The organism is Motilimonas pumila, from assembly GCF_003596335.1.
Lineage (GTDB): Bacteria > Pseudomonadota > Gammaproteobacteria > Enterobacterales > CBDFNC01 > Motilimonas > Motilimonas pumila.
Genome location: NZ_QZCH01000008.1, coordinates 34843 through 50159 on the forward strand (window position 1 = coordinate 34843; position 15317 = coordinate 50159).

The 15317-nt window shown below is 46.5% G+C and carries 11 protein-coding genes; 8 read left to right on the forward strand and 3 right to left on the reverse strand.

What is annotated here, in order from left to right; translation table 11 throughout:
* The first annotated feature begins 104 nt into the window (after positions 1-104).
* Both D1Z90_RS07925 and D1Z90_RS07930 read left to right on the forward strand, forming a co-directional pair.
* Complete coding sequence (locus D1Z90_RS07925; protein WP_119910221.1) at positions 105-5555, forward strand: response regulator; 5451 nt, start codon at positions 105-107, stop codon at positions 5553-5555.
* A 44-nt stretch (positions 5556-5599) separates the two neighbouring features.
* The gene (locus D1Z90_RS07930) at positions 5600-6703 is read left to right on the forward strand and encodes a response regulator (protein ID WP_119910222.1); all 1104 of its coding nucleotides are present in this window, start codon (positions 5600-5602) and stop codon (positions 6701-6703) included.
* A 124-nt stretch (positions 6704-6827) separates the two neighbouring features.
* Here D1Z90_RS07930 and D1Z90_RS07935 read toward each other — a convergent pair whose 3' ends face one another.
* Together D1Z90_RS07935 and D1Z90_RS07940 are read right to left on the reverse strand one after the other, a co-directional pair.
* Complete coding sequence (locus tag D1Z90_RS07935; RefSeq protein ID WP_198419076.1) at positions 6828-7997, reverse strand: MerR family transcriptional regulator; 1170 nt, start codon at positions 7995-7997, stop codon at positions 6828-6830.
* 186 nt (positions 7998-8183) lie between these two features.
* Positions 8184-9764 carry an ATP-binding response regulator gene (locus D1Z90_RS07940; protein ID WP_158587083.1) on the reverse strand — a complete coding sequence of 527 codons (1581 nt, stop codon included), beginning with the start codon at positions 9762-9764 and terminating at the stop codon, positions 8184-8186.
* A gap of 347 nt (positions 9765-10111) precedes the next feature.
* Here D1Z90_RS07940 and D1Z90_RS07945 point away from each other — a divergent pair, with 347 nt between their 5' ends.
* From D1Z90_RS07945 to D1Z90_RS07970, 6 genes are all read left to right on the forward strand, one after another.
* Complete coding sequence (locus D1Z90_RS07945; RefSeq protein ID WP_119910225.1) at positions 10112-11149, forward strand: cytochrome-c peroxidase; 1038 nt, start codon at positions 10112-10114, stop codon at positions 11147-11149.
* A gap of 199 nt (positions 11150-11348) precedes the next feature.
* A complete protein-coding gene (locus D1Z90_RS07950) occupies positions 11349-11957 on the forward strand; it encodes a LysE family translocator (RefSeq protein WP_232525219.1) in 609 nt (202 codons plus the stop codon).
* A gap of 86 nt (positions 11958-12043) precedes the next feature.
* Positions 12044-12259 carry a TIGR02450 family Trp-rich protein gene (locus D1Z90_RS07955; RefSeq protein WP_119910227.1) on the forward strand — a complete coding sequence of 72 codons (216 nt, stop codon included), beginning with the start codon at positions 12044-12046 and terminating at the stop codon, positions 12257-12259.
* A gap of 55 nt (positions 12260-12314) precedes the next feature.
* On the forward strand, positions 12315-12878 hold the full coding sequence (locus D1Z90_RS07960; protein WP_119910228.1) for a sugar O-acetyltransferase: 564 nt from the start codon (positions 12315-12317) through the stop codon (positions 12876-12878).
* Positions 12879-13106: 228 nt separating this feature from the next.
* Positions 13107-13436 carry a hypothetical protein gene (locus tag D1Z90_RS07965; RefSeq protein WP_119910229.1) on the forward strand — a complete coding sequence of 110 codons (330 nt, stop codon included), beginning with the start codon at positions 13107-13109 and terminating at the stop codon, positions 13434-13436.
* 103 nt (positions 13437-13539) lie between these two features.
* The gene (locus D1Z90_RS07970) at positions 13540-13830 is read left to right on the forward strand and encodes a hypothetical protein (protein WP_119910230.1); all 291 of its coding nucleotides are present in this window, start codon (positions 13540-13542) and stop codon (positions 13828-13830) included.
* A 185-nt stretch (positions 13831-14015) separates the two neighbouring features.
* On the opposite strand, the gene D1Z90_RS07975 is transcribed toward D1Z90_RS07970, so the two are convergent.
* A complete protein-coding gene (locus tag D1Z90_RS07975; RefSeq protein ID WP_119910231.1) occupies positions 14016-15158 on the reverse strand; it encodes an OmpP1/FadL family transporter in 1143 nt (380 codons plus the stop codon).
* Positions 15159-15317: the final 159 nt, after the last annotated feature.

Below are 15317 nucleotides of genomic sequence, written 5' to 3' on the forward strand. Positions count from 1 at the left end.
TTAAAATCACTTGTTTCTGCATGTTAGCCCTGTTTTCCCGCTCGCAATGAGCACCAAGGTGTTTGCAGTTCGGCTCTCAGAAAGTTCATAGGACGAATGTGTTTATGCTTTACCCCTTCGCTGCTAATGCCACTTGGCCTCAAAAGCTCTGCTTGTCTCTCTGCGCTTGGCTATTCGTGGCGTTGCTTGGTACGTTTTCTGTTATTCCCTTGGCGAGCGCGAACCTTGTGAGTGATACGCCTCATCAAGGCCTAAAGCCTTCTGAAAAACCCATCAATATTGCTGAATTAAAAAACCTTACCAGTGAGCTGAAGTACATTGATGAAGTGTTAACTTCGTCGGTGCTAAGCTACGCCTTCACTGGGGATCAAAAGTGGCTGCTGCGTTATCACGAATATGAGCCCAAACTGACTCGGGCAATCAATTTGTTGTTAGCCAGCCAATCTGATGAAGATAAAGCCCTTGTCAGTCAGCTTGAAGCGGTCAATGACCAATTAGTGGCGGCCGAAGAAGCGGCCATTGAGCAAGTACGCCAAGGCGATCGCCAAGGGGCGATGGCAATGATCAATAGCGGGGACTACCACAACTTTAAAAGTGAATACATGGCGTTGTTATTAAAGCTGGTGGACAACATTCAGCAACGCGCAATGAAAGCTGAAAGTTCGGCTCATGCTAAAGCTTTGAAGTTAAGCGAAGCAGAGGTGCAGTGGATAGCAAACAACAAGGTTCGCATTGGTATTGAGCACTGGCCGCCCATTTTATTTTTAGATGAGAATCAAGAAATGGCCGGGCTAGCTGGCACTATCATGAATAAGATAGTGGCTAAAACAGGCCTGCAATTAGAGATAGTAACTGGCAGTTGGAATGATTTATTGGCGCAGTTTTACGCCGGAGAAATTGATTTATTGCCGGATGCGTATATTTTTGAAGACCGTAAAGCCCATGGCAACTTTTCTACGCCTTACTTTTTGGTGCGAGAGTTATTTTTTGTAAAAGACGACGCTCAGTTTCAATCAAACCTAGACTTAGCCAACGCCAGCATTGCCATTGCTGAAGGTTATACCACCATCGAAAAAGTCAAAGCCTTGTACCCCAATATCAATATTGTTGAAACCTCCGGCGTGCAAGAGTCGATTAACTTGGTGCTAAATGGCAAAGTGGATGCTTTGTTGGACGCTGAAATTGTGGTGCAAGATTGGCTTGGCCGTAACAATATTACCGGCATTCGAGTCATCGACGAAGACGTCACTTTTCCCACCTCATTACATATGTTTAGCCACAAGCAAGTGCCGCAACTGCACAGCATAGTGCAAAAAGGGCTCGACTCACTTAAGTTAAGTGATTTAATGCTGGCTAACAATGATTGGCTCAAAGCCCCAGCAGAGCAAGTGGTGGCGGCAGAGGATGATTACACCCAAGTATTGTGGCTGTCGTTAGGCGCAGGGCTATTGATGCTGGTGCTAGGGATTGGAATAAGTTCAAGCATTATACGTGTCAGTGATGAAGACTTGGCGGCAAAATTTGGCTCTGCCAAGTTTAAGCGCGTGATTTTTGTCAGCATGCTGGCGCTATCGATAGTTCTTATTGTCGCTGCATCTAGCGTCATTCAATACGCCAAAGAGCAAAGGTACAGCGCCCTTGAGTACAGCTTAAACACCCTGTTAACGTCAACGCATCAAAGGCTCTCATTTTGGGTGAAAAACGAGCTGGGCCGTTTGGAGCATTTGGGTAAAAATAAAGAGTTGACGCAAATGGTCGAGTCTTTATTAGTAGTACCAGCAGACAAGCAAGCGTTATTGCAAACGCCATTACAGTCGCAAATACGCCAGTTTTTTAAAGCCCGTGAAGGCGAAGTAGGCAATATTGGCTTTTTTATCATTTCCCCTGATTATGTGAACCTTAGCTCCCGTCGAGATTCCAATATTGGCGACATTAACCTGATAAGAGAGCAAAGACCAGAGCTACTGCAGCGCGCCTTTAACGGTGAAAATGTATTTATTCCGCCCATCCGCTCAGACGTGTATTTCAACGAGCAAAACCGTCAAGATAAGCTGAAGCCTCCCACCATGTTTTTTGCTGCGCCGATACGTAATAGCCGCAATCAAGTGATTGCTGTGCTAACAAAACGGGTACAGTTCGATGGCATTTTTTCATCCATTTTGTCTGCCGGTTTTATTGGCCAAAGCGGTGAAACCTATGCCATCGATCAATCGGGCTTATTACTTTCCAACGTACGGTTTGAACATCACTTACGGGATATTGGGTTATTACCTGTGGATCGCAGAGCGTCACTCAACGTGCGTATTGCCGATCCAGGGGTAAACCTGCTGGAGCAGCCCGAGCACAGCACACCCGACCCAAATTGGCCGTTAACACGCATGGCACAGAGCATCGTTAATAAAATATCCGGTTCAGACATGTCAGGTTATCGAGATTATCGCGGCGTTGAAGTAGTCGGCAGCTGGCTATGGGATGACGTGTTAGGCGTGGGACTGGCCGCGGAAGTGGATGTGGCTGAATCAATGGCCTTGTTAGTTACATTCAAATACGCCATTTGGTCTGTATTGTTTATTTCTTTGCTGCTGTTTTTTGGCAGTACTTTTTTCACTTTGAGTGTCGGTACCCGGGCCACCCGGGCTTTAAGCCGCTCGCACGCAGAGTTAGAAGTGTTGGTAAAAGATCGCACGCAAAAATTAAACATCAATATGAAGCGTATTCGAACCATTATCGACAATGCGTCAGATGGCATCATTGTGACGGATAAAAACGGCACGATTCAAGAGTTCAGCCCGGCAGCGGAATTGATATTTGGCTACCCTAGCGAAGACATTGTCGGCGAAAATATCAGCAAGCTTATGAACGAGCCGTTTCAGCAGCGTTTTTTGCAAGACAAAATGGCGCAAGTGAGCTCTGAGCATGCGGTATTTGAATTGATTGGTTATCACCAATATCGCGGTGAGTTTGATATTGAAGTAGCTGTCGGCGAGGCGATGTTTGAAAGCGATCATATCTTTACTGGCATAGTGCGCGATGCTACCGCCCGTAAAGAAGCTGAGCGTGAGCTGCAAGCGGCCAAGCAAAATGCGGAAGAGGCCACTCGAGCAAAAAGTGACTTCTTGGCGAACATGAGTCATGAAATTCGCACGCCGATGAACGCCATCATCGGCATGAGCTATTTAGCATTGCAAACGGAGTTGAGCCGTAAGCAAGAAGACTACATCAATAAAATTCATAACTCGGCGGATGCGTTACTTGGCATTATCAATGACATATTGGATTTTTCAAAAATTGAAGCCGGTAAGTTAGAACTAGAGAATATTGCGTTTAACCTTAACGACACCCTAGATCATTTAGTGCAAATTATCTCCCACCGCAGTCAACAGAAAGAGTTAGAGCTGTTGATAGACATAGACCCTAAATTGCCGTTGGATCTGATGGGGGACCCACTGCGTTTAGGGCAAGTGTTGATCAACCTAGCGAATAACTCGATCAAGTTTACCCATGAAGGGGAAATCATCGTCCGGGCGAAGCTGCTCGAAAAGCAAGGTGATTCGATTAAGGTAGAATTTTCGGTGTGTGATACCGGCATAGGAATGACACCCGAACAGCAAAGCAAGCTATTCCAATCTTTCAGTCAAGCTGACGCTTCTACAACCCGCAAATATGGTGGTACAGGGTTGGGCTTAACGATTAGCAAGACCTTAACAGAACTGATGCAAGGGCAGATCTGGGTCGAAAGCGAACAAGGAGAAGGCAGCACCTTCTTTTTTACCGCTGAATTCGGCTTAGCACCGGCGAGCAGTAAGCATCAAAACGCCCACGAGAGTGCTTTGGTCGATTTGCCTGTGTTGATTGTGGATGACAGCCTAGCAGCACGTGAAATCTTGTTTAATTTATCTGAAAGCTTGGGTTTTGTGCCTGACGTGGCAGCATCTGGCCGTGAAGCACTAGAGAAACTGGTGTCTGCTGAGCAGCACAATCGTCCATTTAAATTGGTCTTGGCAGACTGGAAAATGCCGCAAATGGATGGCATTGAATTAGGCCAGCAAATAGTGCAGCACAATGAGCTGACGCAAATCCCTAAGTTTGTCATTGTCACCGCTTATGACCGCGATGAAATGTTAAAGCAAGCCAGCCATATTCCGTTAGCGAGCTCGATTACCAAGCCAGTGAGTGCGTCTACCCTGCTTGATACAGTATTAAAAGTGATGGGTAAAAGCAGTGCTGTCGCCCCTGCTCATCGCAGTGGCAAGCTTGATACTTCCTCGGTTGCTGAGATTGCGGGCGCGCATATTTTGCTAGTAGAAGACAACGAAGTGAATCAGCAAATTGCGGTTGAACTTCTGACACTTGCTGGGCTAGAAGTTAGCACCGCGTGGAATGGTCAAGAAGCCCTTGATAAGGTCGACTCAGAGTCATTCGACGCCGTATTGATGGATGTGCAAATGCCGGTGATGGACGGTTACACCGCCACCGAGCGACTGCGACAAATACCTGAGTTGGTGAATTTGCCAATTATTGCGATGACGGCTAACGCCATGAGCGGAGACAAAGAAAAATGCTTGGCAGCGGGCATGAACGATCACTTAGCCAAACCGATAGATCCACAAGAAGTGTTTAACACGTTAGCCCAATGGATTGAGCCTACGGGCAAAGCTATTGTTCAAGCGAGTCCTGCAGAAGCGCGAAGCGATACGTCATTAGATTTACCCGAGTTTGATGTCGAAGCCGCGTTAGCGCGTGTTGGCGGAAATCAGAAAGCGTATCGCAATATGCTGCAAAAAGTACGTAACAGCGAAGGCAATGCCATTGCCCGCTTCAATGATGCCTTGGCCGGCGAAGACATTACCCAAGCGACCATAGTGATCCACAGTTTGAAAGGGGTCGCCGCCAATATAGGCGCCAGTTTTATGGTGCCGCCAGCAGAGCAGCTGGAGCAAATATTAAATAAGATGAAGCAACAAGGTGAGACGGTACTCGGTGAGCAAGGACAGGCGCTGTTACAGCAATGTGAAGCCTTGGCATTAAAGATGTTAGCCACCATTGATGAGGTATTATTACACGCTGAGGCGACGCCCTCAGGGCATTATGATCAAGGAAAAGCGGCGGAGTTGATGGCGCAACTCGCGCAACAAATCAGCATTTTTGACAGTGGTGCCAGTGATACGTTGGAGCAGTTGGCGGCGAAATTACCGCCAGAAGGTTTGCCAGATTTTGATGCAAATGCCGTGTTAACCTTAAACAAGGCTTTGATGAGCTATGATTTTGAACACGCAGAGCAGTTGCTTGAGCAATTACGCAAGGCGCTGGCAGATTTCAGCTCCGCTGTTGAGCCACAAGCGCTGTCTGCAACAGAGCTAGAAGACAAGTTGCAGCACATTGTCGCGCAAATCGAAATGTTTGACTCAACGGTGGTAGATAGCGTGGATGACCTATTGGATTTAGGCGTCACAGAAAGCGTTAGCCAGAGTTTAGAAAAAGCCCGCACGCACCTTAGTGAGTATGACTTTGATGCGGGAGAAGCTTTAATTAAGGCATTATTGCTAAACCATTAACTAAGCTAACGATTTTGGCTATCGCGAAAGGAGTAAAATAAACAATGTTAGACGTAAAACAAGCCACCATATTGGCGGTAGACGATACTTTAGCCAATATTGACGTGGTGAAAGGCGTATTATCTGAGGACTACCTGGTACAAGCGGCTCTTAATGGACCAATGGCATTAAAAATCATCGCAAAACACCGTCCGGATTTAATTTTATTGGACATCATGATGCCAGATATGGACGGCTATGAAGTTTGTCAAACGTTAAAGTCGAACCCTGAAACTCAAGACATACCGGTGATTTTTTTAACGGCAAAGTCGCAAGAAGAAGATGAAACCAAAGGCCTCGCGATGGGGGCGGTGGATTATATCACTAAACCGATTAGCCCACCGATTCTAAAAGAGCGGGTGAAAAACCACTTAATGCTCAAAGCGTCGCGGGAGCTACTTGAAAAACAAAATGAAATTTTAGAAGAAAAAGTGGTGCAGCGAACGGCGCAATTATCCGAGCTGCAAGATGTGGCGATGGTGGCTATGGGCGCGTTGGCCGAGTCACGGGATCCTGAAACGGGTAACCATATTCGTCGCACCCAGCATTACGTCAAAGTCTTGGCCATCGAACTTGCGCAACAGCCCATGTTCAAAAACATACTTACGCCAGACGTGATCACTTCTATGTATAAATCGGCGCCGCTGCACGATATTGGTAAAGTCGGCATTGCCGACAGCATTTTACTTAAACCGGGCAAGTTGACTGATGAAGAATTTGAGGAAATGAAAAACCATACCGTGTATGGGCGCGACGCGATTTGCGCGGCAGAGAGGCACATCGACAACGCCGATAATTTCCTTATTTTTGCCAAAGAGATAGCTTATTCGCACCAAGAGAAATGGGATGGTTCAGGTTATCCAGAAGGGCTCGCGGGTGAAGACATTCCGCTTTCCGCCCGCATTATGGCTGTGGCGGACGTGTACGATGCGCTGATCAGTAAACGGGTTTATAAACCGGCATTCAGTCATGACAAAGCGGTCAGTATTATTGAGGAGGGCCGTGGCAGTCACTTTCAACCTGAGTTGGTTGACGGTTTTTTACGTATCGCCGATGCGTTTGACGCGGTAGCTAAGAAATACGCAGATGAAGAAGGTGAGATTCAATAACGTATCTCTACTTTGCCTTGTAACCTGTTTGTCGCGCCATCAACCATGGCACAGGTAGTTGTGCCATGGTTGATGGCCATTTTGCTATCCGTGCACGGCCATACGTTATTATCGGTGGGTGTTCCTAGCTTCGTTGAGCGATAAAAAACTGGTAGCCAAACTCGCCTAGGCGACGACGGTACAGATCCACTTCATGTTGAATATCGATGAAGGCTGGTGCGTTTTTCATCCTTGGCGCGAGCTCGTTGAGTCGCTCTTGCAGCGGCTCGTAGTAGCTTGACCATGCTTGCTCAGACACGGTAAATGTGTCGACAAGCTGATATCCCGCTTGCTGTATTTGCTTCATTCGCGTTGCAACGTTTTGCATATCTGGGTAATCACTCTTCCAATGCGCAATACTATCGTCACTTGGGGTGGCGGTTAACCAAACCAAGTCGCTGAATACTAAGGTGCCGTTCGCTCGCAAGCGTGGCTTCCACTGCGATAATGCATTTTCTACCCCCATCACATACGCTGACGCTTCTGCCCACATAACGTCAACCTTTTCGGGATCATCACCAAGTTGCGTCATACTGACACACTTTGTTGACACTCTGCCGCCGAGATTGTGCTGCGTTATTTTTGCCTGTAAGCGATCTAACGCAGATTGCTCATTGTCTGTGGCGCTAATATGAGCCTGTGATAATCGCGCCAGAAGGATGGTGGAATTACCATTGCCACAACCTATTTCCAAAATATGTTGCGGAGAGTGGGGCAGCAGATTAAACGCTTTGGTCGTATCTTGTTCACTGTTAGGGCCCCAAGATTCCAGCGTTTCGAAAACAGCCATAAAATCTTGCATATATTTGTCATGTTCATTCATATCTTTTGATAACCATTTAATTCTGAGGGCTTGCTTTTCGTCATACCCTTGAACTTTTAACCAGTCTAGATGTGCATCAGGCGCGATTTCCGACAGGCTTTCATGCCAGGGTTTACTGCTTTTTTTGCCGAGCAGAGAAGCTAATAACGCCAGCGACTGCTGCTTTTGCTGAATTTCATTTTCCAGCGCTGTATAGCGGCTTTGGAGTACCGATTTATCCAGTTTGCTGTCGAGGCAAGATTTACACTGGGCTAACGTGAGTCCACCACTTTGCAACTGTTGGATCAGGCGAACTTGCTGCAGGTCTTTGTCAGTATAGACTCGGTAACCATTGGCCATCCTGTCGCCAGAAATCAAATTCAGCTTTTCGTAATACAGCAAAGCCGTTCTTGATAACCCCACTAATGCAGCGAGCTCTGAAATACGATACACACATAGCTCCGTATTTTTCATTGTGATACTTAATGTAAACTATAAAGCAGTAGACAGGTCAAGGTGAAAATAAGCAAACATAAGATGGTGGCACTAAAGGTGCAATTGCAACAAAGGTAAAGAGCATGACAGCCTATTCAGCGAAAGGTGGTTACGCCCATCTTTGCTGGGCGCTTGCTTCTAGGGTTACGGGCACAGCAAGCGGACGGTGAGGCGAGTGCCTTGTTGTTCGTCGCTGCTGAAATCAATGCTGCCTTGCTGGGCTTGAGCCGCCAGTTTAGCTGAGTAGGTACCGATCCCCGAGCCTCCGGATTTTCCGTGAGTGGTAAATTTATCAAAAAAGTTGCCCCGTATTTGGGCCGGGATTGCGCCTAAGTTGTGAATACTGAACTCGACTTGGTTATCAACCCATTGTCCGGTTAAGGTGACTTGGCTGCCTTTAGGCGCTGCTTGAACGGCGTTGTTAATCAGGTTGTAAAACATGTTTTGTGCGAGCCGTTGTTCGCCTTTAAAGGTTAAGTCGCTTTTGATATCGCTGACGATGCGTAACTGCTGTTGCTGACAAAACTGCTTGAGCCCAAATAGCGCGGTGCGGATCACCTTCACTGCGTTGAGTGGGCCAAGGGTAAACGGACTGCCTTGCTCAAGTTGATGCAATAACATGTGGTTTTCAATCATTTGTTCTATGGTGCTAGCGGAGCTTTTGATGATGTCGGTTTCTATTTGGCAATCAGATTGTTTCTGTTCGATGGCTTGTGTGGCGGCGTAAATGGCGGAAAGTGGGCTCTTAACGTCGTGTTGTACTATGCGTTCTATTTCATCTTTTAGGCGCGCATTTTCCAGTAAGGTGTCAAGTTGTGCTGCCATATCGAGCCGGTGTTGTACCAGTTTCATGTGCGTGGCAATTCGCGCCAACGTTACTTCTGGCTCGATAGGTTTAGTGATGTAATCAACGGCGCCAAGGGACAAGCCTTTGACCACGTCTTTGGTTTGAGTGAGCGCGGTAATAAATATAATGGGGATATATTGAGTTTGCGGGTCGCCTTGTAGCCGCTGACAAACCTCTAAGCCATCCATATCAGGCATCATAATATCAAGCAAGATAAGATCCGGTGGGTTGTCTGATTGGCATATAGTTAACGCCTTGGCACCGGTTAAGCAAGCTTTCAGTTGGTACTGTTGTTTCAGTAGTTCGGTCAATACCGTGATGTTATTGGCTTGATCGTCAACGATTAAAATACTCGGCTTACTGCTTGATTGAGGTACTGCCGGTGTACTTGCCACGTCTTCGTCTGGGCTGTTCGTCGTAGTTTTCGCATCGGTAAGTGGCACTTGTTGCGCCGGCTTATGGACCCTCACTGGCATGGCAAAAGCATTGTCTACTTTGGCTTTGAGGGTATTGTGATTAAAGGGCTTAACCAAATATTCACTGACGCCAGTGGCAATGGCTTGTTTGACGTCGTCGTGATTAACGTTGCCCGTAAGCATAATAAACGGCACATTTTGGTGCGCCTGTGAAGACTCACGAACGTGTTGTAATAACTCAAAGCCATTCATCTTTGGCATGTTCCAGTCTGACACAATTAAATCAACGCTGTGCTCTTCAAGCAATAACAGTGCTTCTTTGCCGTGGCTGGCACGATATACCTGTGCAAAGCCTAAACTGGTGAGCATGCTAGTGACGGCTTTGTTCATCACGGGGTAGTCATCAACCACGAGTGCGCTTAACTTGGCGAATTTATTCACTGCCGTAAAATCTTCTAGCATGCGGGCCTGCTTCATCAATATAGGATTAGTTTGAGCATAACCCATGACCCGTTTTAACTCTAAAAGTGATGCCGTTTTGGCATGATTATTTGTGACCTTGTGAAGGCTTTTGCGCTCTTGTTCCTATCAACAAGAGGGATTAGTTGCTATCGGCCGGCTGCGGGGCGGTGAGTAAGGGGGCTTTATGCAAACTCCGTTTTGATTGATATTCCAACGCGAGCGTCAATCCAGTTATGTGAACCAAACACTTATTGTGATAATTTTGTTATTAATTGGTAATCTTGGCGTTATTTTCAATTTCCATACTGTTTCTCAATCTTGATTGTTTGCTTGAGGAAAAGTTAAAAATGTCTCCATTTAATACATTTTGCAGTGACACGCTGCAGGGCTTTAAACCGTCCATAGGCCATTATCGTGGCTGGGCACTTGGCGCTTTGTGGGTATTCCCCTTGGCTCAGGCTTGGGCAACTGAGCCGATTAGTATCATTTCACCGGCAGTTGTCACCGAGCCTGCAAAAGTAGCCTTGGGTAAGAAACTGTTTTTTGAGCCGAGGCTATCGCAATCAGGCATAATTTCTTGCAATTCTTGTCATAATCTTGCAACCAGTGGCACGGATAACCTGCCTACATCTATTGGCCATAACTGGCAAAAAGGGCCAATTAATTCGCCTACCGTATTCAATGCCAGTTACAATTTAGCGCAGTTTTGGGACGGTCGAGCCAAAGATTTGCAAGCTCAAGCCGGTGGTCCGATTGAGGCTGATAAAGAAATGGCGTCTAGCCATAGTGTGGCGGTTGCAACACTAAGCAGCATTCCGCAGTATCAGCAAGAATTTGTGGCAGTGTACGGCAAAGGTGCAATCAATATGGATAAAATCACCGATGCTATCGCCAGTTTTGAACAAACGCTAGTAACCCCTAACTCACCGTTTGATCTTTGGCTACAAGGGGATAAATCCCAGCTGAGTGCACAGCAGCTGAAAGGTTACCAAACTTTTAAGCAAGTTGGCTGCACTGCTTGCCATAATGGCCCAGCGGTGGGGGCAAACAGTTACCAAAAAATGGGGTTAGTGCAGCCTTATCAAACTGAAAATCCCTCACTGGGCCGTTATAGTGTGACGGGTAAAGAGCAAGATAAGCACGTATTTAAAGTACCAACGCTGAGAAATATTGAACATACCGCGCCTTATTTTCATGATGGTGCAGTATGGGACCTCAGCCAGGCGGTAGAGATTATGGCGCAAGTGCAATTAGGGCAAACGCTCACGCCAGAGCAAACCCAAGACATTGTCGCTTTTTTACATTCATTAACCGGCGAGCGCCCACAGATTGTTTTGCCTGCGCTTCCGCCAAGTCCTTTTGATCCTCTTCATGTTAAAAGATGAAGTGTGATCGGCGCGTGAAAATCTTTGTATGAGGTTACGAAGCGCGCCGTTATACTGCATTTTTAATGTAAGGCGCAAGCACAAGCCCAGCATGTGCGAGCAGTGTGATTTTGAGATTAACAAGGTCAGCCATGAATCATGATGTATGCATTGTCACTCGCGAGGATGATTATCTTGAGGTAATGACAAGGTGTTAGGTGTGGAAAGCCTCGGCTTTTTTTTTATAACCTCTGTGCTACTGGCGCTTTCACCTGGGCCCGACAATATCTTTGTCTTAACCCACGGCGCTCATCATGGCCGCAAAGCCGGTTTGATGGTCACGTTGGGGCTGTGTAGCGGCTTATGCTTTCATACTGCACTAGTAGCGCTTGGGGTGGCGGCTTTGTTGCAAGCTTCGCCTGTTGCTTTTAGCGTCTTAAAGCTAATTGGCGCCAGTTACTTGCTTTACTTGGCTTGGGGGGCGTGGCGCAGCAGTGCTTCGAGTTTACCGGCGCAACCGCCTTTGTCATCACGAGCTTTATACATCCGAGGTGTAGTGATGAACGTGACTAACCCTAAGGTTGCTCTCTTCTTTCTTGCGTATTTACCGCAGTTTATCACTCCGAATTTTGGCCATGCAGGCGGCCAGACGCTGTTGCTGGGAGGGGTATTTATGTTGGCCGCTTTACTGACTTTTTCATCGATTGCATGCTCGGCCGGTTTGCTTGCTCCTTGGTTAGGGGCTGCGGCGCACAGGCAAATGTGGCTAGACCGTTTGGCTGCGTTGATTTTTGTGATGTTGGCGATGCGATTATTACTCGGCGGCTAAGTGATTAATGCCAATGCAGTGACTAAAAGTTTGCTTAGGCACGTAGTATATGAAGCCTTGATGCAACGAGAAGATGCCCCCAAATAATGAATAAAATAACCCCTAAAAAACTGCTCCACAGTAAATGGACCGCGGCTAACCCCAAGCGAAAAGAAAAACATTTCATGATCACAGAAGTTGAGTTTGATGAAGAAGGCGTTGTGGTACATTGCTTAATGGAAGCGATTATGACCAAGCGTGAAATAGCGATTGATTGGCACAGTTTAAAAGACAGTGAGCTGTGGCGCCAAGGCTGGAAGTAATTTCCTTTTCTGCTCAGCACAAAAGCACAGGTAAACAAGCAAAGGGCCATAAGCAATGACAAGTGAAAAAGCAAAAATGTTAGCGGGTAAGGCCTACGATGCTTGGGACGACACCTTGGTTGCCGACAGAATGCGTGCAAAATCTGTTTGCCATCTGTTTAATCAAGCCGATCCGACGCAGTTACACCCGCGTATGGCATTGCTGACATCGCTTTTAAACATCTCTGGCCAGGCCCATATTGAGCCAGTTTTTTTTTGCGATTATGGCTACAACATTCATATTGGTGATCACTTTTATGCCAATCATCATTTGACCATCATTGACGTCTGTGAGGTGAACATTGGCCACCATGTGCTGATTGGCCCACATGTGATGATTGCCACTGCAGGGCACCCCATTGAGCCAATGGCTCGGCGAGAAACCGAATTTGGGCGACCGATTAACATAGGTAATGATGTTTGGATAGGCGGTAATGTCTCGATTTTACCGGGCGTCTCTATTGGCGATAATTGCGTGATTGGCGCGGGTGCTGTGGTGGTCAAAGATATTCCCGCCAACAGTGTTGCCGTGGGCAACCCTTGTAAAGTGGTAAAGCAAGTGCCGTTGGTAGAAGCTTAAAGCTTGCCATGACACCTTTCCAAAGTGGCCTGACAATTCATGCGCCCCCTCAAACGAACACCCACAACCTCAATACTCTTGTCATTTCAAACTGCCTTATACAACGAATTTTTCCAATGCTTCTCATAACCTTGAGTTGGCGGCAATTCTCTATTAACGCAGTAAGGGTATTATTGACTGATGATTTTTGGGGCTCAATAGCAGGGCGTTTATTGTTAGGAGTAGTCATTGTCGGATTTAGTTAACAAAAAGAAAGAAGTCGTTTTTTTATTAGAAAAATATATTTCTACAATAGAGAAAAGTGATATAACAATTCCATTCTGGGAGGGCGGGCTTACTACTTTTATCAGTGCGCTGCAGAAGTGTATTACCGATATAAAGCGAGATTGTGTATCTCCGACCGGTTTTTATTATCCGTGTATTAATTTGAAGTACTTTCACCCTAAGTCACCTTTAGGGGATGTCTTTGAAATAACTTACTCTCATTCTAAAGAGCTGAAAGAAATGTTCGATTTAGTGAATAGTAAATGTAAAGAAATTGCTGAACTTGACAATTAATTCAGTCATTTAATCAGAGTAAAACCTTGCTTTTACTCTTCCCACACTAAGCTTAGTTCGTCACTATACGCGATTGAATGAGATGTTATATGCGAAATAAGCAATGTTAAAAACGGTAGATTATTTACTTCATATCCACACACTTCCGGATGACCTGAAAAAAGCCCTTAATGACCCCCAAGATTTGCTGTGGGGCACTGCGCAGCTTTATGCTAAGTTGATTGAAACTCAGTATCTTTGGAGAATCTGGCAGATAGATGAGTTTGGTGAATTATGGATTGAGGTCAACTCCATTAATGATAAAGGCAGCCCTAGGTTTGAGACGCTTAAGCTAGACTCAGGCACATACGCTCTCATAGAAAATGAGCCTTATCAGGTGCTAGTTGATCCCTAATATAGGCTAGCGTAGCCCATTTTAAGGGCAAAAACGAACAAAGCATTTTGCCGTTGGCAAGAGAAGCGCCAGTAATGGCTAAAAGGGGCAAAGACGGCGCTGCCAATTACCTTATCTCGGCGCAAAAAAACGGGGCCCAATGTGAGCCCCAGCTTTAAGGTAACAGCTTTAAGATAAAGTGTTTATTAGTATTTTAGTGAAGCGGTAATAAAGTGCAGGCGGTTTTTCGTGAAGCTGCCTTGGGCTACGCCATCGATTTTAGCTTCGCCTAGGTCTGAGTATTGGTAAGCTATCCCCAGCGTTTTGTCACCCCACACTTGGGTTTCCGCACCGACACCTATGCGCCACGCTTCATCCAGTGCTAAGTCGATGGTGCGCTGGCTGGCACTGTCGATTGGGCTTGAGTCGTAAGAAGCGCCTGCCATCAAGGTCCAGCTGCCTAAATCGTGACGAACGGCCGCGCCAATACCAAAGGTATCTTGGTAGTCTCTGTCCAAACTGTCACCAAAGCGGCTCCACTGTTCCCAGTTTACTTTGGCCGATAGGTGAGTTTGTGGGGTAAGCGCATACTCTGCGCCTAAAACCACGCTGCGCGGAGTACGCATTTTTTCTGCAATGACAATTTCGCCGCCGTTAATGGTGGTGAACGCTAAGTCGTCATATTTATGCTCAGTACCCGAACTATAGGTTAAGCCGAATAGCCATTTATCGATTTGATACTGAGCACCCAAGCTAAAAGATAATCGAAAATCGCTGTCGCTGACCTCTTGTTCTCGGGAGTGGCCTTTGAAAAAAGTCATAGAAAAGTCGCTGTATTGGCCAATCAAGGAAGCGCCAAGAGATAGTTGCTCATTGACTTGATAGCCTACCGACGCGGTAAGGTTTACGGCGCTAATAGCGCTTTCATCTAAAATGGTTAAATCACCCACGCCGCCTAGCGCGCCACTGGCGTATTCTAAACCTAGGCCTCCGGGCGCGTGTAACGCAATACCGGCAACCCAGTCGTCATTGATACGTTTGGCGTAAGAAAGATGAGGCAACAATTGATTGGAAGTGCTGTCGGCAGAAGCGTAAAGCTGATCGCCTTCGAAGTGCTGCGATAAATCAAGGTACTGCAGGCCTACATGGTAGCTGTAATCATCGATACCGGTTAAACCGGCCGGGTTGGTAACCACCGCCGAGCTATCTCGATTGTTGACGACGCCTGTTACACCCGCGGTGGCTAAGCTTTCGGCGGTACCCATCTGACTTAAAGATAGACCCGCGCCAGTAGCTGGAAGCGAGATAAGGCTAGCGAATATAGCCCAAGGGGCAAGTGTTTTTTGCATTGCAGTGTTTATCCGTTAAGTTGTTTATAAGATGACTTTTATGTCTGTCATCATAGCTACAATATAGGCGTTAATCTCATGCTGTGTTGGTATAGGGTCTATTACCATAGGTAATATATAGGGTTGTCCTAAGTTCTTAGGCATTTACCTGTAGCTGTT

Bases quoted from the DNA above. Each gene is read 5' to 3' on its own strand.
- D1Z90_RS07955 (WP_119910227.1), top strand. From the start codon at position 12,044: ATGAATAAAATAACCCCTAAAAAACTGCTCCACAGTAAATGGACCGCG.
- D1Z90_RS07940 (WP_158587083.1), bottom strand. From the start codon at position 9,764: ATGCTAGAAGATTTTACGGCAGTGAATAAATTCGCCAAGTTAAGCGCA.
- D1Z90_RS07925 (WP_119910221.1), top strand. From the start codon at position 105: ATGCTTTACCCCTTCGCTGCTAATGCCACTTGGCCTCAAAAGCTCTGC.
- D1Z90_RS07945 (WP_119910225.1), top strand. From the start codon at position 10,112: ATGTCTCCATTTAATACATTTTGCAGTGACACGCTGCAGGGCTTTAAA.
- D1Z90_RS07975 (WP_119910231.1), bottom strand. From the start codon at position 15,158: ATGCAAAAAACACTTGCCCCTTGGGCTATATTCGCTAGCCTTATCTCG.
- D1Z90_RS07960 (WP_119910228.1), top strand. From the start codon at position 12,315: ATGACAAGTGAAAAAGCAAAAATGTTAGCGGGTAAGGCCTACGATGCT.
- D1Z90_RS07970 (WP_119910230.1), top strand. From the start codon at position 13,540: ATGTTAAAAACGGTAGATTATTTACTTCATATCCACACACTTCCGGAT.
- D1Z90_RS07930 (WP_119910222.1), top strand. From the start codon at position 5,600: ATGTTAGACGTAAAACAAGCCACCATATTGGCGGTAGACGATACTTTA.